Origin of the sequence: Pseudomonas sp. REB1044 (assembly GCF_038813925.1) — a bacterium.
Taxonomy (GTDB): Bacteria; Pseudomonadota; Gammaproteobacteria; order Pseudomonadales; family Pseudomonadaceae; genus Aquipseudomonas; species Aquipseudomonas boreofloridensis.
This window is the reverse complement of sequence record NZ_CP046139.1, coordinates 3,449,596-3,469,780: the sequence shown is the minus strand read 5'-3', so window position 1 is coordinate 3,469,780 and position 20,185 is coordinate 3,449,596. Positions and strand designations below refer to the sequence as shown.

The following is a 20,185-nucleotide window of genomic DNA, read 5'->3' as shown; positions in this document are numbered from 1 at the left end:
TGGTAACACTGCATTCTGGTGGGCGTAGCTCAGTTGGTAGAGCGCTGGATTGTGATTCCAGTTGTCGTGGGTTCGATTCCCATCGTCCACCCCATTTTCATTCGAGGGCGCCTTGATCTTGCGATCGGGCGCCTTTGTTGTTTCTGCTCGGGCTGTTGCGCTGCGTGAGGCGTGTCTGTTTTGCCGCTCGCGCGAGTCTACTGGTGGCGCGAGCCTGGAAGCTGATAGATTTCAACCGGTTGAGAAGCGGGTCGTGGCCGGTGGAGGGCTTACCGATGATTGCAAAAGAAGCACGTCAGGCTTTGGCATTGCAGCGCTTCTGCCAAAGCCATCCGCAACTGCTCGACGAGATTCGTGAGCTTGAGCCGCGCGAGCAGGCGCAGCAAATCGAATGGGCGTTCGAGGACGCGGCTCAGGAGCAGGGTATCGAGCCTTGGGAGTTGGCGTTGCAACTGATTGCAGAAACGCCGGAGCAGTTGCAGGTCATGCGCCTGGAGACCCATCGAGAGGTCGCAGATGCGCTGGGTATGTCGTGGCAAGAATACTGCGGTTTCAATGACATCGAGCCGTCTTGAGCGGCTTTGCGGCAAGCATTGAGCGAGTGAGTTCCAGGGTTCCTGGGTGATCACCCTCCAGGCCGCAATTAATGAGGCCTCAAGCGTTTCGGTGCAGGTTTATCAAGGAAAACGACCGTCGTAGCGTTCGGTATTCTGGGTGGGGTGACTTCTGGTGTCTGAATCACTAGAATATTCGCCCTTGATTCTGGAGTCGGGCTATCGCCGGCTAACGTCTGTGCAACGAGGAATATCCATGCAAGTTTCTGTTGAAAACACTTCCGCTCTCGAGCGCCGCATGACCATCGCCGTTCCGGCCGAGCGCGTCGAGAACGAAGTCAACAAGCGTCTGCAACAGACTGCCCGTCGTGCCAAGGTCCCGGGCTTCCGTCCAGGCAAGGTCCCGATGAGCGTTATCCGTCAGCGTTACGAAGACGCGGCCCGTCAGGAAGCCTTCGGTGACCTGGTGCAGGCCTCCTTCTACGAAGCCGTGGTCGAGCAGAAGCTCAACCCTGCGGGTTCGCCGGCCGTCGAGCCGAAGTCGTTCGAAAAAGGCAAGGATCTCGAGTTCGTTGCCATCTTCGAAGTATTCCCCGAGTTCACCGTCGCCGGTTTCGAATCGATCAACGTCGAGCGCCTGAACGCCGAAGTGGCGGATGCCGATCTGGACACCATGCTCGAAGTGCTGCGCAAGCAAAACGTGCGTTACGAAGCCGTCGAGCGCGCGGCCGAGAAAGACGATCAGGTCAACATCGACTTCGTCGGTAAGATCGATGGCGAAGCCTTCGCGGGCGGCTCGGCCCAGAACACCCCGTTGGTATTGGGCTCCGGTCGTATGATTCCGGGCTTCGAAGACGGCCTGGTCGGCGCCAAGGCTGGCGAAGAGCGCGTGGTCAACGTGACCTTCCCAGAGGATTATCAGAACCTGGACCTGGCCAACAAGGCTGCCGAGTTCACCATCACCGTGAACAGCGTTTCTGCGCCGGTGCTGCCTGAGCTGAACGAAGCGTTCTTCGCCCAGTTCGGTATCAAGGAATCGTCCCTGGAAGGTTTCCGCACCGAAGTTCGCAAGAACATGGAGCGCGAACTGCGCCAGGCCATCAAGACCAAGGTCAAGAATCAGGTCATGGATGGTCTGCTGGCCGCCAACCCGGTCGACGTGCCGAAGGCGCTGCTGGAAAATGAAGTCAATCGTCTGCGCGTCCAGGCTGTTCAGCAGTTCGGCGGCAACATCAAGCCTGATCAACTGCCAGCCGAGCTGTTCGAAGAGCAAGCCAAGCGTCGCGTGGTGCTGGGCCTGATCGTTGCCGAGGTAGTCAAGCAGTTCGACCTCAAGCCGGACGACGCCAAGGTTCGCGAGATGATCGAGGAGATGGCGTCCGCTTACCAGGAGCCTGAACAGGTCATCGCTTGGTACTACAAGAATGACCAGCAAATGAACGAAGTGCGTTCGGTTGTGCTGGAAGAGCAAGTTGTAGATACTGTCCTGCAGAAAGCGACTGTGACCGACAAGTCGGTCTCGTACGAAGAGGCTGTCAAGCCAGCACAGGCCTCTGCCGAAGCTGAGTGATTTGCTACTTTGTAGGAAACCCCACAAGCCAGCCTTCGGGCTGGCTTGTGCGTTATTAAAGCCATGACTATTTGGGAGTGAGTGCAGGACATGTCCCGCAATTCTTATATTCAGCAGAGCTCTGACATCCAGGCCGCAGGCGGTCTGGTCCCGATGGTTATCGAGCAGTCCGCCCGTGGCGAACGTGCCTACGACATCTACTCGCGCCTGTTGAAGGAGCGTGTGATCTTCCTGGTCGGGCCTGTAGAAGACTACATGGCCAACCTGGTCGTGGCGCAGCTGCTGTTCCTTGAGGCGGAAAACCCCGACAAGGATATCCATCTCTACATCAACTCGCCGGGCGGTTCGGTGACCGCTGGCATGTCGATCTACGACACCATGCAGTTCATCAAGCCCGACGTTTCCACCATCTGCATCGGCCAGGCCTGCAGCATGGGTGCGTTCCTGCTGGCTGCCGGTGCCGCGGGCAAGCGTCATTGCCTGCCCAACTCGCGAGTGATGATTCACCAGCCGCTGGGCGGCTTCCAAGGCCAGGCGACCGATATCGAGATTCATGCCCAGGAAATTCTCAGCATCAAAGCCCGCTTGAACGAGCTGTTGGCTTTCCACACCGGCCAGGATCTGGAAACCATCAAGCGCGATACCGAGCGCGACAACTTCATGAGCGCCTCGCGCGCGGCCGAGTACGGTTTGGTCGACTCGGTCTACGACAAGCGGCAACTGGTGTCCTGAGCCCAGGCGCCAGAGCGGGCGGGCGCCCAAGGCGCCTGCCTGCGGACTTGAAAAAGCCCGCAATTGCCTTCATCTTGTGTTGCAAGCCTACCGGATTGGATCGATCGAATGACTGACACCCGTAACGGCGAGGACAACGGCAAATTGCTCTATTGCTCCTTCTGCGGCAAAAGCCAGCACGAAGTGCGCAAATTGATTGCCGGGCCCTCGGTATTTATCTGCGACGAGTGCGTCGACCTGTGCAATGACATCATCCGCGAGGAGGTGCAGGAAGCCCAGGCCGAAAGCAGCGCGCACAAATTGCCTTCGCCGAAAGAAATCAGCGGCATTCTTGACCAGTATGTGATTGGTCAGGAACGTGCCAAGAAGGTGCTTGCCGTAGCGGTGTACAACCACTACAAGCGCCTCAATCAGCGTGACAAGAAAGGCGACGAAGTCGAGCTGGGCAAGAGCAACATCCTGCTGATCGGGCCGACTGGCTCGGGTAAGACCCTGCTCGCCGAAACCCTCGCTCGCCTGCTGAACGTACCCTTCACCATCGCTGACGCCACCACCCTGACCGAAGCCGGTTATGTCGGTGAGGACGTCGAGAACATCATTCAGAAACTGCTGCAGAAGTGCGACTACGATGTGGACAAGGCCCAGATGGGTATCGTCTACATCGACGAGATCGACAAGATTTCGCGCAAGTCGGACAACCCGTCCATCACCCGTGACGTTTCGGGCGAGGGTGTGCAGCAGGCGCTTTTGAAGCTGATCGAAGGCACCGTCGCCTCCGTACCGCCGCAGGGCGGTCGCAAGCACCCGCAGCAGGAGTTCCTGCAGGTCGATACCCGCAACATCCTGTTCATTTGCGGCGGGGCATTCTCGGGCCTGGAGAAGGTCATCCAGAATCGCTCCACCAAGGGCGGCATCGGCTTTAGCGCGCAAGTGCGCAGCCAGCAGGAAGGCAAGAAGGTGGGTGAGTCGCTGCGCGAGGTCGAGCCGGACGATTTGGTCAAGTTCGGCCTGATCCCTGAGTTCGTGGGTCGTCTGCCGGTTTTGGCGACGCTCGACGAACTGGATGAGGCTGCACTGATGCAGATCCTCACCGAGCCTAAGAACGCCTTGACCAAGCAGTACGCCAAGCTGTTCGAGATGGAAAGCGTGGATCTGGAATTCCGCAGCGACGCGCTCAAGGCCGTTGCCCGCAAGGCGCTGGAGCGCAAGACTGGTGCGCGCGGTTTACGTTCGATCCTCGAAGGCGTTCTGCTCGACACCATGTACGAGATTCCTTCGCAGAAGGAAGTCAGCAAGGTGGTCATCGACGAGAGTGTCATCGAAGGTACCTCGCAGCCGCTGCTCATCTACGAGAACAGTGAGCCGCAAGCCAAAGCCGCACCTGACGCCTGAGTCGGACGCGGCGTGAGTGAAGTCTGAAGGGGCCTACGGGCCCTTTCTGCTTTTCTGGCGCCAGCGCTTGTATTTTTGCCTACCTACCCCCACATTAGCCCCAAGCACTATTTCCACCGGTTTCCGGCCGACAGGCCGCTGTAGAGGCGAAATCATGAAGACCACTCTCGACTTGCCTCTTTTGCCATTGCGCGATGTCGTTGTTTATCCGCATATGGTTATCCCGCTGTTCGTGGGACGCGAGAAGTCCATCGAAGCACTTGAGGCTGCGATGATGGGTGAAAAGCAGATTCTCCTGCTCGCCCAGAAAAACCCAGCCGATGACGACCCGGGTGAAGATGCCTTGTACCGTGTCGGCACGGTCGCCACTGTCCTGCAATTGCTCAAACTGCCCGATGGCACCGTCAAGGTGCTGGTCGAGGGTGAGCAGCGGGGTGCGGTCGAACGCTTCAGCGAGATCGATGGGCATATTCGTGCCGAGGTCAGCCTGATCGACGAAGTCGAGACGGCGGAGCGTGAGTCTGAAGTCTTCGTACGTACGCTGCTGTCGCAGTTCGAGCAGTACGTGCAGTTGGGCAAGAAAGTGCCGGCAGAAGTGTTGTCGTCGCTCAACAGCATCGAAGAGCCTGGACGCCTGGTCGATACCATGGCGGCCCACATGGCACTGAAGATCGAGCAGAAGCAGGAAATCCTCGAGATCATCGAGTTGTCGGCGCGTGTCGAGCATGTACTGGCGCTGCTGGATGCCGAAATCGACCTGTTGCAGGTCGAAAAGCGTATTCGCGGCCGGGTCAAAAAACAGATGGAGCGCAGTCAGCGCGAGTACTACTTGAATGAGCAGATGAAAGCCATTCAGAAGGAGCTTGGCGACGGCGATGAAGGTCACAATGAAATCGAGGAGCTGAAGAAGCGCATCGATGCTGCGGGTCTTCCCAAAGATGCATTCACCAAGGCTCAAGCCGAGCTGAACAAGCTCAAGCAGATGTCCCCGATGTCTGCCGAGGCCACCGTTGTGCGCTCATACCTCGACTGGCTGGTCCAGGTGCCGTGGAAAGCCCAGAGCAAAGTGCGGCTGGACCTGACCAAGGCCGAGGAGATTCTGGACGCCGACCATTACGGTCTGGAAGAGGTCAAGGAGCGTATTCTCGAATACCTCGCTGTGCAGAAGCGGGTGAAGAAAATTCGCGGTCCGGTGCTGTGCCTGGTCGGCCCGCCTGGGGTGGGCAAAACCTCGCTGGCTGAGTCGATCGCCGCTGCCACCAACCGCAAGTTTGTGCGCATGGCGCTGGGTGGCGTACGTGACGAAGCTGAGATTCGCGGACACCGCCGCACCTACATTGGCTCGATGCCGGGTCGTCTGATTCAGAAAATGACCAAGGTGGGCGTGCGCAACCCACTGTTCCTGCTCGACGAAATCGACAAAATGGGTAGCGACATGCGCGGCGATCCTGCTTCCGCGCTGCTCGAAGTGCTCGACCCCGAGCAGAACCACAATTTCAACGATCACTATCTGGAAGTCGATTACGATCTCTCGGATGTGATGTTCCTGTGCACCTCGAACTCAATGAACATCCCGCCGGCGCTGCTCGACCGGATGGAAATCATCCGTCTGCCCGGCTACACCGAGGACGAGAAGATCAACATCGCGGTCAAGTACCTGGTGCCCAAGCAGGTCAAGGCCAATGGTTTGAAGAAGGACGAACTTGAGGTCGATGTTTCGGCGATTCGCGACATCATCCGCTACTACACCCGCGAAGCCGGGGTGCGCGGGCTGGAGCGTCAAATCGCCAAGGTGTGCCGCAAGGTGGTCAAGGAGCACACTGGCCAGAAGCAGGTGAAAGTCAAGGTCACAGGCGATCAACTGGAGCATCTGCTCGGTGTGCGCAAGTTCCGCTACGGCTTGGCCGAAACCCAGGATCAGATCGGCCAGGTCACCGGCCTTGCCTGGACTCAGGTCGGTGGCGAGTTGCTGACCATCGAGGCTGTGGTCATTCCGGGCAAAGGCCAACTGATCAAGACCGGCTCGCTTGGCGATGTCATGGTCGAGTCGATCACCGCCGCGCAGACCGTGGTTCGCAGCCGTGCACGCAGCCTCGGCATCGCTGCCGATTTTCACGAGAAGCACGATGTGCACATTCACATGCCCGAGGGCGCTACGCCCAAGGACGGTCCTAGTGCCGGTATCGGCATGTGCACCGCGTTGGTTTCGGCGCTGACCCAGATTCCAGTGCGTGCCGATGTCGCCATGACTGGCGAGATCACCTTGCGTGGGCAGGTGCTTGCCATCGGTGGATTGAAGGAAAAACTGCTGGCGGCGCATCGCGGTGGGATCAAGACCGTGATCATTCCCGAAGAGAATGTGCGCGATCTCAAGGAGATTCCGGAAAATATCAAACAGGATCTGCAGATCAAACCGGTTAAATGGATTGACGAGGTCCTGCAAATTGCGCTGCAATACGCCCCGGAACCCTTGCCAGATGTGGCTCCGGAGATTGTCGCGAAAGAAGAGAAGCGCGACAGCGATGCCAAGGAAAGAATGAGCACGCACTAGTTCGTATCTCATTGGGGGGCGATCGACACGCTTTCGTCGCCTCGCGCTGAAGCGCAGCGCCAGTGTCACCGAGCCACCCAATGATCGTTTCATGCGGTTTATTACATACTTAGAAACATACTCATTAGAGAGATAAGGGGACTTAGAGTGAACAAGTCGGAACTGATTGACGCTGTTGCTGCTTCTGCTGATATCCCGAAAGCTGTTGCTGGCCGTGCTCTGGACGCAGTAATCGAGTCCGTCACCAATGCTCTGAAAGAAGGTGACAGTGTGGTCCTGGTTGGCTTCGGCACCTTCGCTGTCAAAGAGCGCGCCGAGCGCACTGGCCGCAACCCGCAAACCGGTAAGCCGATCAAGATCGCAGCTGCCAAGACGCCAGGCTTCAAAGCTGGCAAAGGCCTGAAAGACGCCGTCAACTAAGTCGTCTCTTCAGCCGGATCCGGCCAAGTCGGTTCCGAGCACGTCGCGGCGGGGGCCGCAAACGTTCCCGCCGCCACGTTTGCTAAGAAAAGGCGCATCCTCGGATGCGCCTTTCTTTTATCAGGATTCTACCCACTCTCCGCGGTTGTCGATGCAGTGGTACGACCGTTTTTGGGGGACGCATGCTGCAGAATATCAGGGACAATTCACAGGGTTGGATTGCCAAGACCATCATCGGTCTCATCGTTGTGCTTATGGCACTTACCGGTTTTGAGGCCATCTTCCAGGCTGCCAGTCATAGCCAGGACGCTGCCAAGATCAACGGTCAAACCATCAGTCAGGCCGAACTGAGCCAGGCAGTGGACATGGGCCGCCGTCAAATCATGCAACGGATGGGCAAGGACTTCGACCCGGCAAGGCTGGACGAAAAAGTGCTGCGCGAGGCTGCACTGAAGCAGCTGATAGACCGCAAGCTGTTGCTGCAGGGTGCCGAGGATGCCAAGTTCGCCTTCCCGGAAACCGCGCTGGATCAGCTTATCCTGCAGATGCCACAGTTCCAGGTTGCTGGCGCCTTCAGTGCCGAGCGTTTCGACGGCGAAATTCGTCAGTTGGGCTATAACCGGATGCAGTTCCGCGAGGCGCTCAGCCAGGACATGCTGATCAATCAACTGCGTAACGGCATCGGCGGTAGCAGCTTCGTGACAGATCAGCAGGTCGATGCCTTCGCTCGTCTGGAAAATCAGACCCGCGACATTGCCACCATGACCTTCAAGGCCAACCCGGCAGCGGTGCAGGTGAGCGATGCAGAGATCAAGGCTCACTATGATCAGCACGCAAAGGAATTCATGACGCCCGATCAGGTGGTCATCGATTACATCGAGCTGAAGAAAGCAACCTTCTTCGACCAAGTATCGGTCAGCGACGATCAACTCCAGGCTGAATACCAGAAGGAAATCGCTAATCTTGCCGAGCAGCGCGATGCTGCGCATATTCTGATCGAAGTCAACGATAAGACTGACGACGCTCAGGCCAAGGCTCGAATCGAAGAGATCCAACAACGCCTGGCTAAAGGTGAAGATTTCGCCAAGCTAGCCAAGGAGTTCTCTCAGGATCCAGGGTCTGCCGCCAATGGTGGCGATCTGGGGCTGGCCGGCCCCGGTGTGTATGACCCAGCATTCGAAGCGGCGCTGTACAAGCTGAACAAAGATCAGGTATCCGCTCCGGTTCGTACCGAATACGGCTATCACCTGATCAAGCTGCTCGGCATCGAGGCGCCTCAGGTTCCGACCTTTGCCAGCCTCAAGGACAAGCTGACCCACGAGCTGAAAACTCAGCAGGTGGAGCAGAAGTTCGTCGAAGTCACCAAGCAGTTGGAGGACTCTGCCTTCGAAGCCTCGGACCTCGCCCAGCCTGCACAGGAACTGGGCCTGAAAGTGCATACCTCGGCGCCGTTCGGTCGTGAGGGTGGGGAAGGTATCACTGCCAATCGCGCGGTCATCCAGGCAGCCTTCAGCGAAGAAGTGCTGAATGAAGGCGCCAATAGCAATGGCTTGGAACTCGATCCGGAGACCGTGGTGGTCGTACGGGTCAAAGAGCACCGCAAACCTGAACAACTGGCCTTGGAAGCGGTGTCGTCCACCATCCGTGAGCATCTGGCCAAGGAAAAAGCCACCGCAGAGCTCAAGGTCAAAGCCGACAAGCTGATCGCCGGGCTGCGCGACGGCTCCATCGTGCCGGGCACCGCGCAGGAGGGTCAGCAATGGAAGGTCCTTGAGGCGGTGACTCGCGACCAGGAAGGCGTAGATCCTACCGAGTTGCAGGCGGCCTTCCGCATGGCCAAGCCTGAGTCCAAGGACAAGTCCGTCTACGCCAGCGTGGTGCTCAAGGATGGCAGCCTTGCGGTGTTGCAACTCAAGGGCGTCAACGAGGGTGCAGCAGCGTCCGAACTGGAGAAGCAGCAAATTCGTCAATACCTGGCCTCGCGTACGGGGCAGGCAGACTTCGCGGCTTATCTGAAACACCTGGAAGACACGGCAGACATCACTCGCTACTGAGGGACGCCTTGCTATTGAAACAGGCCGCTTAAGCGGCCTGTTTCATTTCAATACACACACGTGTTCGCAGCGCCCTACCGGCAGATCAGTCATTGTGCGGGCCGTTGAGCAACGCTCGTTCAGCGTTTCTGTGCTTCGTGTCCGTCGAGTGTATCGCGCGCGATTTCCCGCCCCAGCGCGATGAGTTCGGGCGCCTTGTAAAACTCGAAAAAACGGCATACCCGCTTGGGCACGTTGATCAGCACGTCTGGTGGATAACCTGCAATCTTGTACTGGGCTAATGAGGTTTGCATGACCTCGAAGCTTTGGTTGATCAGATCGAGTAGGGAAGCAGGTCCGACGTTGTCGATGATGAACGACCCGGTCGCCGACTTGGGCGCCCCTTCACGCTCTGGCGCTGCGGCCGGCTGCCCCTGTTGGTCGGTCGGGTCGCTCAACCATGGGTTGCTCTGGCTCATGCGCTCGGCGACGATTTCCTGCTCGATGCGCATCAACTGCTCCGCAGGCTTGCGCCTGAATGGAATGCGCGAACCCAGCGAACTGATCACTGATTCGAAACGCATCCGAAAAGCCGCCGGGCGTTCGACGACCGGCAACTGATACTGTTTCTGATTGGTAGCGTTGAGGTTGACCGCGATGATCAGGTCGCAGTGACTGGAAACCACAGGCACGATCGGCAGTGGGTTCAAGATGCCGCCATCGACCAGCATGCGATTGCCCTGCATCACTGGGGTGAATAGGCTGGGGATCGCTGCGGACGCACGCATGGCCTGATGCAGGCATCCCTCCTGAAACCAGATTTCCTGCTGGTTTGTCAGATCGGCTGCCACAGCAGTGTAGGGGATACGAAGTTGCTCAATGTTCATTTCCCCCACGATCTTGCGGATTTGTCCGAATACCTTGTCACCGCGGATGGCCCCAGGCGAAAGCTCACGTCGACCAGGCGCAGCACATCCAGATAGTCGAGGCTCTCGATCCAGCGCCGATACTCATCGAGTTTGCCAGCAGCGTAGATACCGCCCACCACTGCGCCCATCGAGCAGCCGGCGATACAGGCGATCTCATAGCCGCGGCGTTCGATTTCCTCGATCACACCAATGTGCGCGTACCCTCGGGCGCCGCCCGAGCCAAGTACCAATGCGACACGTTTGCTCATAGTTTTCCCCGCGAGAGTCGGCAATGATCGCCACAATGCACGCTTTGGCGCTCGGGCTTCAATGGTGCTGTGCGCTATGTCAGGCGCGACGGGCACTTTTCACCGTGCCGACCGTCGAAACAGCGACTGTTGTCCCTTCTTGAGGTATCACCCGATGAAAGCGTGGATCTTCGTTCCCTTGATGGCGCTGGCGGTAGCCGGTTGTGCAGGCAAAACGGCTTACCGCGACAGTTGCGCGACGCAACTCGATGCTGCCTGGAAAGAGCTCGATCTAGCCAAGGCCGAGGGGTTCGCCGGCACCGTCAGCTACTCCAAGGCGCTGTCCCTTCTGACTGGAGCCAAAACCCAGCAGCAGTTCGAAGCGTTCGAAGGGTGCAGCACCAAAGCCGAGCGTGCGCGCTTCTACATCCGTGAGTCCCGTGCCGGTCGATGACCGAGGAGAGTGGAAATGTCCGCGATGATGGATCATGTGGTTGCCCAGGTGCTGGCCCTGCACGTCCGTCTGCTCGCTTGTCGCGAGCGCCTGGCTGCTGATACCGACAGCGAGGCACTGCATGACCTGCGCACCAGTCTGCGACGCCTGCGCAGCCTGCTGCGGCCCCTGCGTGGCCTGCCAGGGATCGAGCAGCTCGAAGACGCGGCACGGTCCCTGGGCACGTTGACCACGCCCTTGCGAGACCGCGAAGTGCTTGCTGCGCAGTTGATCGCCAGTGGACACCCCGAGGCTGGCCAGCGGCGACTGCAGGGCAGGGCGGCCACCTTTGCCAGCGTTGCTGCCAGCGCACAATTAAGGCGTGTCCTGGCCATTCTCGATACATTCCCGCTGTTCCTGCGCGCCGCCGATCGCGAAGGTTTGGCGCACGAACTGCGTACCCGGGTCGATAAGCGGCTAGGCAAGCAATGGCGCAAACTCCAGGCCGGTATTGACGACCCGGCGCACGACCGTCATCGCCTGCGTCTGTTGATCAAGCGGGTGCGCTACGGCGATGAGGCTTATCCGCAGTTGCGCCATGCGAAGAAGCCGCTGCAGCGCCTGCTCAAGCAGGCACAGACGGATCTTGGCGACTGGCATGATCGTCTCCAGTGGCTGCTGCAGGTACGTGAGCATGCCGATCTGGCGCCCTGCGCCGAAATGTGGGCGCTGCAGTTGCAGCAAGCCGAGCGTCATTGCGATGTCACGCTCAAGTCGCTGCGCAAGGCGCTGTCACACCGATAGTCCCTGTAAATGACCGATATGTAGGCTGTCACAGATCTGTGCGCTGGGTACTCTGCAGCCTGGTTGCACTACGAACAGGGCTGTGAGCGCCATGAATCTAGATGAACTGCTGGTTGCCGTGCGTAACCACCCCGAGAACCTGAGCATTCCAGCCAGTTGGGGCCAAGGCCGCGCGTGTTTTGGTGGTCTGATGGCGGCTCTGGTGCATGAAACGATATGTTTGAAAGTCGGCGGTGACCGACCGGTACGGTCGCTGGCCATCACGTTCGTGGGCCCTGCGGTGCCCGAGATGCCGATTCGCTTCGACGCCGAGGTGCTGCGAGAGGGCAAGGCCGTGACCACCGTCCTGGGCAGGGCCGTTCAGGCGGGTCAGGTGGTGACGTTAGTGCAAGGCAGTTTCGGTGAAAGCCGTGCGTCTGAGGTGCAGGTGGGGGCCGGCCCGGCGGCGCCTATCAAGCCTCTCGCAGAAGCGACGCCAGAGTTACCCTACATCGCTGGCGTCACTCCGGCGTTCATGCGCCACGTTTCGTTGCGTTGGGCACTGGGAGGTCTGCCATTCAGCGGTAATGACTCACGAGAAATGGGCGGCTGGGTGCGCTTGCGCGATGTGGCGAAGGCGCCTCTGAGCGTCGGACACCTGTTGGCGCTGGTAGACGCCTGGCCGCCCAGCGTGCTGCCAATACTGAGCAAGCCGGCTGCCGGTAGCACGTTGTCATGGACCATTGAATTCGTTCAGCCGATACCCGAGGTCAGCACTTCGGATTGGTGCCAGTACCGAGTCGAGACCGAGCATGCCAAAGACGGCTATGGCCACGCTGCCGCCAGGTTATCCTCGGCTGACGGCAGATTACTCGCGCTGAGTCGTCAAACGGTGACCGTCTTCGCCTGAACGGGCCAGGTCAGCGCCGGTGTCTGTGGCGCTCACGCCAGGCGCGCAACCATCCACCTGAAAGCACAAAGCGCGGAAAGGTCACGAACTGTTCGGTCAGCAGACGTCTGAAAGCATCGCTTCGATCGCTGAACGGTTCGGGCTGCTCAGCCTCCAGTCGATGACCCTGACGTTGCATGCCAAGCGCTGCGATCAGCGCAAGAGCGCCCACCGCCAATTGAGTGAGGTCCATCGCGAACAGGCCCGAAAGCAGCAGTAGAAACGCCAGGATGAACAGAGGGACGGCGATCAAGTGCAGCACCAGATTGGCCGGATGGCGGTGGTGATGATGATAGCCGCGCCATTGCCAGGCGGGCAGGTTGGGTAGACGCTTGCTCATGGACATCTCCTCTCGGTCATGTCCAAAGCTTAGTGCGGCCCCTGGATCGGGGCCAATCGATGCCCTTTATGGGGGCTATAGCTTGAGCTGGCCGATGGCTTTGTTCAGCTCGCCGGCCAGCGTTGCCAGCTCGTTGCTGGTGGTAGCCGAACCCACGGTCTGCTGTACGGTTTGCTCGGTGACGTCGCGGATGCTGACCACCGCCCGGTTCATCTCTTCGGCCACTTGACTCTGCTGCTCTGCAGCCACCGCGATTTGGGTGTTGCTTTCGCGCATTTGAGCCACTGCCTGGGTGATCTCGGCGAGGGCGTCACCCGCTTCACGTGCCTGCTGCACGCAATCGTCGGCTTTGAAGGAACTTTCCTGCATGAAGTCCACTGCATCGCGGGTCCCATCCTGCAGTGCCGAGACCATGGTGGTGATCTCGTCTGTGGAACTTTGTACCCGCTTGGCCAGGTTGCGCACCTCATCGGCGACCACCGCGAAGCCCCGACCCAAGTCGCCCGCCCGCGCTGCTTCGATAGCCGCGTTGAGTGCCAGCAGGTTGGTCTGTTCGGCAATGCTGTGGATCACGCTGACCACACTGTTGATCTTCTGGCTGTCGTCGGCCAGTTGGCGAATCATCTCGGCAGTCTGCTGTACGCCGCTGGACAGGCCAGAGATGGAGTCCTGGACGCGGGTCACCACTGCCTGTCCACTGCCGGCGAGGGTATCGGCGCTCTGCGATAGATCGCGAGTAGCACCTGCATGCTGGGCAATGTGGTGGACCGTGGCGGACATCTCGTTGATGGCGGTGGCAGCCTGGTCGGTCTCGCTCTGTTGGCCGATCATGCCGTGGCGCACTTCGTTCATGCTGGTCGCCAAGCGTGCGGCACCTGCGTCGAGCTGTGCTGCCGTTCGCGCCACGGTACTCACCACGCGGTGGTAAGTGGTCTGCATGGCATTGAAGGCACCGGCCATCTGGCCCACCTCGTCGCCGCAGGCCAGCGGCACCCGGGCCGACAGGTCGCCGGTACGTTCGACATGCAGCATCACGTCCTTGAGCATGTTGAGCTGGCTCAGCAGGAAGCGGATGAGCAATTGCGAGGCGCAGAGCATCGCCAGCATGAGGATCAGCACGCACAGCGCATATTGGGTGAAGCGGTCAAAAAATACCTGGCGCAGGCTGGGTGACTGCGCCAGCACGGCAATGTGCTGGTCGCCCAGGCGTAGTACCTGGGCGCCGCGCAGGGGATCGGTGCCGAGCAACCAAGCTGCCGGTAGATCGACCCAGCCTTGGGCCTCGCGCAGTGACTCGAGAGACTGCCCTGCGAACGTAGGGGTTTGGCCTGTTTGCCAGGTGATGATCTGAGCCAGGGGAGGAAGGGGCTGGTTGGCGGGCCATCTGGCCAGCGCCTCAGCCTGAGCCAGGGCCTGCGCGTGCGCCGCCTCGGCACGGGCCTGTTGCTCGAGATTGACGGCGTAAAGTACCAGCAGCAAGGTCGTGACAAAGGCCACCGCATTGACGGCCCAAAACTTGTACTTCAGGGAAATATTGCTAAGCCAGGCACCCATGGAAGGTCTTCTCTGAGTTGAGCGGAAACATTATTGGCAAGGTGCCATCATTGTGCGCGCTCGATGAGTCGACTGTCATGATGTGCATCAAAGGAGTTTGAAAAAAGCCTTCGCCGTCGCCGTCGTGTGTTCAGCGCACTGCTCGACGCTCTCGTCACGGTGCATGGCGACCTCGCGCAGTACGTAGGGTAGGTAGGCGGGTTCGTTGCGTCCACTTTTGGGCTTGGGGCGCAGGCTGCGTGGGAGAAGATAGGGCGCGTCGGTTTCCAGCATCAGTCGGCCCTGGGCAATGTCGCCGACCAGCGGATGCAAATGCGTACCACGGCGTTCGTCGCAGATCCAACCTGTGATGCCGATATGCAGGTCCATGTCCAGATAGGCGAACAAGGCGTCGCGTTCTCCGGTAAAGCAGTGCACCACTGCAGCGCTCAGATGGTCGCGGTAGTCCTTGAGAATGGCTAGTAGACGTTGACTGGCGTCACGTTCGTGCAGAAACACCGGCAACTGCAGTTCAGCTGCCAGCGCTAACTGCGCGTGCAGGGCACTTTCCTGCAGGGGACGAGGAGAGAAGTCGCGGTTGAAATCCAATCCGCATTCACCCACCGCTCGCACGCGTGGCGCTTTCAGCAGTTCGCGCAGACGGCGCTCGCTTTCTCCACTCCAGGTGCTGGCCTCATGGGGGTGGACGCCGGCCGTGGCGAACAGGCACTGACCCTGCGCATCGAGTTGCTGACACAGCTCAAGTGCTTGCTCGCTCACGTCCAGGTTGGTGCCGGTAACCACCATCTGCGCCACGCCGGCCTCACGGGCGCGTTCGATGATTGCCGCTTCATGTTGATGGAAGCTGCTGTTGGTCAGATTGACGCCGATATCGATCAGTTGCATGGTGCTGTCTCATGCTGCGGGACGGCCACGATAGCAAAGTCCGCCATTTCGCGGGAAAACCAAGAACTTCGCACAAGATCGGTGGTCTTTTGCCATCATCTCTTGACCGTTCCCGGATGCACTTCCCATGCTGCGATTGTTGCTGACGACTCTGCTGTTGCTCGGATTGCTCAACATGATGCCTGCCTTCGCGCGTGAAGCCGGTCCGGTGCAGCACGCGCCAGCTTCTCAGGTCCGTGATCTACCGCAGATCCGCGCCAGCAAGGTGCTGAGGGTGCTGGTCAATCAGAGCCGTAACAGCTCAGGTGAGGTCAAGGGTGAGCCGGTCGGCGTCGAGTACTACCGCTTGCGAGCACTGGAGCATGCACTCAACGCACGGATGGATGAAGGACAGCGAATAACCTTCAAGGTCGTTCCCAGAGCCAAGGAGCAGCTCATTGGCGCATTGCGTCGCGGCGAAGGCGATTTGGCAGCGCCTGGTGAGTTGCTCGATGCGGCGCTGGTCCATGAAGTGGGCGTCAGTGCACCCGTGGTCGATCAGGTCGCACTCGTGCTGGTCGGGCGCAAAGGTGATCGGTCTTTCAGTCGAATAGAACAGTTGTCTGGACGCACGATTGCGTTGACCACGGCCAGTGCGGCGGGACCGGTGATCGAGCAGATCAATCAGCAACTGGCGCTGCGCAAGCGTGCGCCGGTGAGGATCGAGTGGGTAGACCCGACCCTGGCGGTGGAGGATGTGCTGGAAATGGTTCAGGCCGGTATCTATCGCCTGACCGTGGTAGAGCGTCCCATTGCCCAACGTTGGGCGCGTGTGATGTCCAAACTGCGGCTGGACACGCGCTTGCACCTTGGCCAGCCACAGGCCATGCGTTGGTATGTGCGCAAGGATGCCACGCAGTTGCTCAGCAGCATCGACCGCTTTCTGGCGAGCTACCGTGCCCCAGATAACCAGGATGCCGCGTTTGAGCGCATCTATCGACGTCAGTACCGCGTCAATGATCCACTGGCTCGGCAAGATCGCCGGCGCTTGGTATCGGTGCGTGCGGTATTGCAGAAGCATGCGGCCGAGCAACAGATCGATTGGCTCAACCTGGCCGCCCTGGCCTTCAAGGAGTCGAGCCTTGACCCCAAGGCGCGTGGCGTGGGTGGTGCTCACGGCCTGATGCAAATCACTCCCTCTGCTGCTCAGCGAGTGGGCGTGAACGATACCTCGACGGTCGATGGCAATGTTCAGGCCAGCGCGCGCTATCTGGCCATGATTCGTCGCAAGTTCTTTTCCAGCCCCCAACTCAATGAGCGTGAGCGCATGGCCTTTGTACTCGCGGCTTACAACCTTGGTCCCGAGCGGGTTCAGGCCATGCGGGCGCAGGCGCGTCGGCGCGGGCTGAACGCCAATCAGTGGTTCTTTCAGACTGAGCGAATCGCGATGGAGCAGGTGGGGATGGGAACAGTCAACTTCGTCAACAGCGTCAACAAGTACTTCCTGGCATTCAACCGTGAGCGATCAGGACTTGAACAGGGGATAGGGCGGCAATAGGTTCTAATTAATCGATAGGTTGGTTCGGTTATTTGCGATTTTCGTATCTTTAAAATCGATTAATATGGCGCTCATTCCCCACATCCGTTTAAGGAAATTGCAAGATGAGCCCTACCATCAAAGCCCTCCTTTCCACCCGCGCCGGTTTTGGCGTCAGCTTGTTGCGTGTTCTGATTGGTTTCATATTCATGGCGCACGGCGCACAAAAGCTCTTTGGTTGGTTCGGCGGCTACGGCCTTGAGGGGACCGGCCAGTGGATGGAAAGCATCGGACTGGCACCTGGTTATCTGATGGCCGTGCTTTCCGGCAGTGCCGAGTTCTTCGGCGGGCTGGCTTTACTGCTCGGGCTGCTGGCGCGTCCCGCGGCGCTGGTGCTGAGTGCAACGTTGGTGGTGGCAATTTTCACTGTGCACATTAGCAACGGCTTGTTTATGGCCAACAATGGCTATGAGTTCGCGCTTGCGTTGATGGCCGGCACCCTCGCCATTCTCCTAGAAGGCGCCGGTCGGGTGTCGTTGGATCGCCTGATAGCCCGCTGACATATGCCTGCAACCCGTTGGCGGCAAACTGCAAGTGAGCAGCCACTTGCAGCTTGCCATCAGACGCTCTAGGATAACGCTTGCGCCGATTTAAACAGCTACTTGCGGGGCGCAGGAAAGGTCTGCAAGGCCATCCGAAATACCGCTAAAGCGCTGGTTCGGTGACGCCTCCCACCGCTGCCCAGCGGGATCTGCGAGGCGGAGAGATACTCCATGAGTTGCCCACGTACCAGCGTCTGCTTGACTCCACTGCCAGCCGATCAGGCCGCACGCACGCCTCGCATCCTTTTAGGTGGTCAGCACCAACCCACACTGCTGCGCAATCTCGATGGATTTTCCCGCCGCAAGGGTCAAGCCCGCGCCTTCCTCATCCAGTTCGCCGAAAACGCCTGCGACCTTGCCCGGTACGCCAGTGACCGCTTCGATCTGGCAGTCATCCAGGCACCGACGGGCGAACAGGCTGGCGAAATCATCGGTCACCTTACCCGTATTGCTCGCCAGGGATTGATTACGCGCGGCTGATTCTCTGGCAGATGTCGTGCGCTGTGTTTTTTCGTTAAGCTCCCAGCCCCGCCAGGCCGATGTCGCCTGCGCAGGTAGTCGTGAGGAGAGCGAGCGGTTTGAGCACCAATATCATCACCATCGAAGGCCATGAGGCGCTCAAGAAGGAGCTGGATCATTTGTGGCGCGTCTACCGTCCGGAGATCACGCAGAAGGTGACGTGGGCGGCGTCTTTGGGCGATCGCAGCGAGAACGCTGACTGGAAGGAAGTACCCCTCGGCTTCATACTATTTAAGCTAAATTACTGAATTTAATGGTTTTTTATAATAGTATAGTACTGCTAGGCCATACTATTCATCCCAACCATCGCTGCTATCTAGTCCTAGGAGCAGCGGTGGCCGGTTTGCGTGTGTTTCAGGGCTTGGAAAATCGGGGTTCAACTTCCACCGTGCTGTATTCAATTTCTGAAACTTCCCAATAGGCATCGCCAGTTGGTGTACGTACTACAATCTCATCCCTACATTCTTACCAATGCACGCACGTGCCATCGGGGAGTCGATAGAGATAAAACCTTTTTGTCATAGATCTCATCGCCGCCCACAATGCGAAACTTCTTTATCTCATCGTCGTCGTTGACAATAGTTACCCAAGCCCCAAAGAAAACTTTACCTTCTTGAGCGGGGGAGTAAGGGACTACTCGCAGATCTTCGATCCGCTTTCGGAGATACCTAACGCGGCGATCTATTTCCCTCAGTCTTTTTTTGTTATATTGATAGTCCGCATTTTCACTTCGATCGCCCAGTGACGCAGCCCAAGTGACTTTTCTTGTAATTTCTGGTCTCTCTTCGCGCCAAAGCCAATCCAGTTCATCTTTTAAAGACTGATAGCCAGCTTCAGTAATTAAATTGGTAGCCATTCTTTGCCTGCTTTCGAATCAGTCTCTGGTTACAATGCTTTGAGAACTTTCTCTATTGCATCAAATGTTCCTGGGCGAAAAACTTTCACGCCATTTTTGTCCATCAGGTCGCCATGCTTTCCCAAGGTGTAGCCCCATTGTAGCCTGAACTCTTCCGAGATCAAATACAGAAGAGCCCTACGTTCTATTTCTGTTAATTTATTTTCGACTGAAAAAGGGGTGCGGTCGTCAACCCTAATCTCAAGATTAGGAGGTGTAATTTCTCTAAGTAGACTCCGAAGACGGTGATTCTCTGCTTCTTGTGCGCGCGCCAGAAATCTAACCTTTGTATCTTTAATGGCATCAATCCAATCTGACGTGGCTCGCGCACGTTCAGCTGGACCCGAGGCTTCTTTAAATGCTTGAATAAGTACGCGATATATTTGTCCAGACCTATTTCTCATGCTTTGGGCATTTGGAACTCCGCGATCAATTCCAAGACGCGCAATGGTTGCGAACGAAAAGTTTTTTTCTTCGTTCGCTAGCAGCTCGTTGCATACTTCGAAGACCGCATCAAGCGTGCGCTGTTTTTTATGCTGCAATTCTGCTTAAGGCTCTCTAATGTTTCAGATGGTGTCATGATCTTAGGCCCGAGGTAGGCTTTTTGTGTTATTTGTGAAAACTTCACTAAGCTCTTTTAGTGAAATGCTCTCGAGTCCAACCAACTCACCAAGTCTTATTTTTCCGCTAATAAGTGAGTCAACTCGTTCCCAGCTTCTCAGTCTAGACATCAATAGTCTAGCAATTTGATTTCCGACTAACAGCTGCTGCTCTTTGTTTAGTCTGAACATTCTTTGTGGGGAAGCGTTGTCTTCTAGCATCTTGTCCAACAACTGAGATCTAGCGGCCAAAGCGGAGTTGGCGGAGGCGCACTCATAAATCTCGGCGTTTTCACACACCTCGCTTAGCTGATGGAAGTGGGTGGTTTCTTCCAGGGCGAGTCTGAGTTCGTGACCTTCTTGCACGATAAGCATGAGCGACTCTTGGGGCTTGGGTTCAGATTTCGTTAGCGTGACCTGTTCGATTTGTTTTATAAGGCTAGCGCTAGCCTGTACATCGCACATCAAGACATCAAGCTTTTTGGCAGCACTCTCGGCTTCAGCTAAAAGTTTACGATGCTTAACTTCCAAGCTATGGTCTCGGCTTTCAAAGATTTCGCCCAATTTGCTTAATTCATATTCGCGTTCGTCGCAATCATCGATATCTGCTCTCAGTTCTTCAGCTTTAGCTTGAAGCTCGTCGTATTTTGCAAATTGAAGGTTAGCTTCTAGGGATATTTCATTTCCCAAAGCTAGTAGACC

At 57.9% G+C, this 20,185-nt stretch carries 18 protein-coding genes, 1 tRNA gene and 3 pseudogenes; 15 read left to right on the top strand and 7 right to left on the bottom strand.

The window, feature by feature from the left end:
- Nucleotides 1-18: 18 nt before the first annotated feature.
- From GKC70_RS15930 to GKC70_RS15895, 8 genes are all read left to right on the top strand, one after another.
- A tRNA-His gene (locus GKC70_RS15930) sits at nucleotides 19-94 on the top strand.
- A 181-nt stretch (nucleotides 95-275) separates the two neighbouring features.
- Nucleotides 276-575 (top strand): DUF6388 family protein, encoded by a 300-nt coding sequence (locus GKC70_RS15925; RefSeq protein WP_342649251.1) that lies wholly within the window; start codon nucleotides 276-278, stop codon nucleotides 573-575.
- 235 nt (nucleotides 576-810) lie between these two features.
- On the top strand, nucleotides 811-2,124 hold the full coding sequence (tig, locus tag GKC70_RS15920) for a trigger factor (protein WP_342649250.1): 1,314 nt from the start codon (nucleotides 811-813) through the stop codon (nucleotides 2,122-2,124).
- A gap of 90 nt (nucleotides 2,125-2,214) precedes the next feature.
- A complete protein-coding gene (clpP, locus tag GKC70_RS15915) occupies nucleotides 2,215-2,856 on the top strand; it encodes an ATP-dependent Clp endopeptidase proteolytic subunit ClpP (RefSeq protein WP_029613529.1) in 642 nt (213 codons plus the stop codon).
- Nucleotides 2,857-2,964: 108 nt separating this feature from the next.
- Complete coding sequence (gene clpX / locus GKC70_RS15910) at nucleotides 2,965-4,248, top strand: ATP-dependent Clp protease ATP-binding subunit ClpX (protein WP_029613530.1); 1,284 nt, start codon at nucleotides 2,965-2,967, stop codon at nucleotides 4,246-4,248.
- Nucleotides 4,249-4,402: 154 nt separating this feature from the next.
- On the top strand, nucleotides 4,403-6,799 hold the full coding sequence (gene lon / locus GKC70_RS15905) for an endopeptidase La (RefSeq protein ID WP_342651538.1): 2,397 nt from the start codon (nucleotides 4,403-4,405) through the stop codon (nucleotides 6,797-6,799).
- 147 nt (nucleotides 6,800-6,946) lie between these two features.
- On the top strand, nucleotides 6,947-7,219 hold the full coding sequence (locus GKC70_RS15900) for an HU family DNA-binding protein (protein WP_029613532.1): 273 nt from the start codon (nucleotides 6,947-6,949) through the stop codon (nucleotides 7,217-7,219).
- 182 nt (nucleotides 7,220-7,401) lie between these two features.
- On the top strand, nucleotides 7,402-9,273 hold the full coding sequence (locus GKC70_RS15895; RefSeq protein WP_342649249.1) for a SurA N-terminal domain-containing protein: 1,872 nt from the start codon (nucleotides 7,402-7,404) through the stop codon (nucleotides 9,271-9,273).
- A 119-nt stretch (nucleotides 9,274-9,392) separates the two neighbouring features.
- Here the strand turns inward: GKC70_RS15895 and GKC70_RS15890 are convergent.
- Nucleotides 9,393-10,429 (bottom strand): annotated as a pseudogene (locus tag GKC70_RS15890) (patatin-like phospholipase family protein).
- Between the two features lie 154 nt (nucleotides 10,430-10,583).
- On the opposite strand from GKC70_RS15890, the gene GKC70_RS15885 reads away from it, so the two are divergent.
- From GKC70_RS15885 to GKC70_RS15875, 3 genes are all read left to right on the top strand, one after another.
- A complete protein-coding gene (locus tag GKC70_RS15885) occupies nucleotides 10,584-10,862 on the top strand; it encodes a hypothetical protein (protein ID WP_029613534.1) in 279 nt (92 codons plus the stop codon).
- A gap of 15 nt (nucleotides 10,863-10,877) precedes the next feature.
- Nucleotides 10,878-11,645 carry a CHAD domain-containing protein gene (locus tag GKC70_RS15880; RefSeq protein ID WP_342649248.1) on the top strand — a complete coding sequence of 256 codons (768 nt, stop codon included), beginning with the start codon at nucleotides 10,878-10,880 and terminating at the stop codon, nucleotides 11,643-11,645.
- A 91-nt stretch (nucleotides 11,646-11,736) separates the two neighbouring features.
- Nucleotides 11,737-12,534 carry a thioesterase family protein gene (locus tag GKC70_RS15875; RefSeq protein ID WP_342649247.1) on the top strand — a complete coding sequence of 266 codons (798 nt, stop codon included), beginning with the start codon at nucleotides 11,737-11,739 and terminating at the stop codon, nucleotides 12,532-12,534.
- A 10-nt stretch (nucleotides 12,535-12,544) separates the two neighbouring features.
- Here the strand turns inward: GKC70_RS15875 and GKC70_RS15870 are convergent, their stop codons facing one another.
- From GKC70_RS15870 to GKC70_RS15860, 3 genes are all read right to left on the bottom strand, one after another.
- Nucleotides 12,545-12,913 (bottom strand): Mpo1-like protein, encoded by a 369-nt coding sequence (locus tag GKC70_RS15870; protein WP_342649246.1) that lies wholly within the window; start codon nucleotides 12,911-12,913, stop codon nucleotides 12,545-12,547.
- Nucleotides 12,914-12,988: 75 nt separating this feature from the next.
- Nucleotides 12,989-14,467 (bottom strand): methyl-accepting chemotaxis protein, encoded by a 1,479-nt coding sequence (locus GKC70_RS15865; protein WP_342649245.1) that lies wholly within the window; start codon nucleotides 14,465-14,467, stop codon nucleotides 12,989-12,991.
- Nucleotides 14,468-14,554: 87 nt separating this feature from the next.
- Nucleotides 14,555-15,352 carry a TatD family hydrolase gene (locus tag GKC70_RS15860; RefSeq protein ID WP_342649244.1) on the bottom strand — a complete coding sequence of 266 codons (798 nt, stop codon included), beginning with the start codon at nucleotides 15,350-15,352 and terminating at the stop codon, nucleotides 14,555-14,557.
- Between the two features lie 127 nt (nucleotides 15,353-15,479).
- Here GKC70_RS15860 and GKC70_RS15855 point away from each other — a divergent pair, with 127 nt between their 5' ends.
- The 4 genes and pseudogenes from GKC70_RS15855 to greB (GKC70_RS15840) form a co-directional block, all read left to right on the top strand.
- The gene (locus GKC70_RS15855; protein ID WP_342649243.1) at nucleotides 15,480-16,889 is read left to right on the top strand and encodes a transglycosylase SLT domain-containing protein; all 1,410 of its coding nucleotides are present in this window, start codon (nucleotides 15,480-15,482) and stop codon (nucleotides 16,887-16,889) included.
- A gap of 104 nt (nucleotides 16,890-16,993) precedes the next feature.
- A complete protein-coding gene (locus GKC70_RS15850; RefSeq protein WP_342649242.1) occupies nucleotides 16,994-17,428 on the top strand; it encodes a DoxX family protein in 435 nt (144 codons plus the stop codon).
- Nucleotides 17,429-17,641: 213 nt separating this feature from the next.
- Nucleotides 17,642-17,950: a hypothetical protein gene (locus GKC70_RS15845; RefSeq protein ID WP_342649241.1), complete on the top strand. Its 309-nt coding sequence runs from the start codon at nucleotides 17,642-17,644 to the stop codon at nucleotides 17,948-17,950.
- A 98-nt stretch (nucleotides 17,951-18,048) separates the two neighbouring features.
- Nucleotides 18,049-18,195 (top strand): annotated as a pseudogene (gene greB / locus GKC70_RS15840) (transcription elongation factor GreB); the annotation flags it as partial.
- 148 nt (nucleotides 18,196-18,343) lie between these two features.
- On the opposite strand, the pseudogene greB (GKC70_RS15835) reads toward greB (GKC70_RS15840), so the two are convergent.
- From greB (GKC70_RS15835) to GKC70_RS15825, 3 genes and pseudogenes are all read right to left on the bottom strand, one after another.
- A pseudogene (greB, locus tag GKC70_RS15835) lies at nucleotides 18,344-18,845 on the bottom strand (transcription elongation factor GreB).
- Between the two features lie 29 nt (nucleotides 18,846-18,874).
- Nucleotides 18,875-19,426: a gamma-mobile-trio protein GmtX gene (gmtX, locus tag GKC70_RS15830; protein ID WP_342649240.1), complete on the bottom strand. Its 552-nt coding sequence runs from the start codon at nucleotides 19,424-19,426 to the stop codon at nucleotides 18,875-18,877.
- Between the two features lie 42 nt (nucleotides 19,427-19,468).
- Nucleotides 19,469-20,173: a hypothetical protein gene (locus GKC70_RS15825; protein ID WP_342649239.1), complete on the bottom strand. Its 705-nt coding sequence runs from the start codon at nucleotides 20,171-20,173 to the stop codon at nucleotides 19,469-19,471.
- Nucleotides 20,174-20,185 lie beyond the last annotated feature (12 nt).